Genomic DNA, 400 nt, shown 5'->3' with positions numbered 1-400 from the left:
CAGTCCGCCCCCCGCCTCTCCGGCCTCGACGGGGGTGTGACCGGGGCGGGCGGGGGCGTCGTCGCCGGGGGCGCGGCACTGGGCGCGGCCGGCGTGGCGGGGTTGTACGGCGGCGTCGCGCCGCCCAGCGTCGCGGGCGGCGGGCGCGCGCAGGCACAGATCTCGCGGCAGGCGGGGCAGAACCTCGCGCACAAGGCGGAGTTGGCGAACCGGCTCGGCGCACGCGAGGCGCGCCAGGGCGGCCGCCCGTTCACCCCGCCGCCGGGCGCCTCCTCGCAGCGCTCCGCCGGAGGCGCCGCGCGCGCGGGGCGGCAGCCCTCGCGCGCCGTCACCGACAAGCCGGCCGGCCGGCGGTCGAGCGCCGCCGACGCCGCCGCACGGCACCGGCTCGGCGGCGGGC

General features: G+C 83.8%; 1 protein-coding gene. It reads left to right on the top strand.

Going from position 1 to position 400, the window contains the following annotated elements; all coding sequences use genetic code 11:
* A partial coding sequence (locus tag UWG_RS34385; protein WP_016907979.1) for a hypothetical protein occupies positions 1 to 400 on the top strand: 400 nt, incomplete at both ends.

Origin of the sequence: Streptomyces xiaopingdaonensis (assembly GCF_000262345.1) — a bacterium.
Lineage (GTDB): Bacteria > Actinomycetota > Actinomycetes > Streptomycetales > Streptomycetaceae > Streptomyces > Streptomyces xiaopingdaonensis.
The sequence above is the reverse complement of the archived record's forward strand: the minus strand, read 5'-3'. Positions and strand labels throughout refer to the sequence as shown.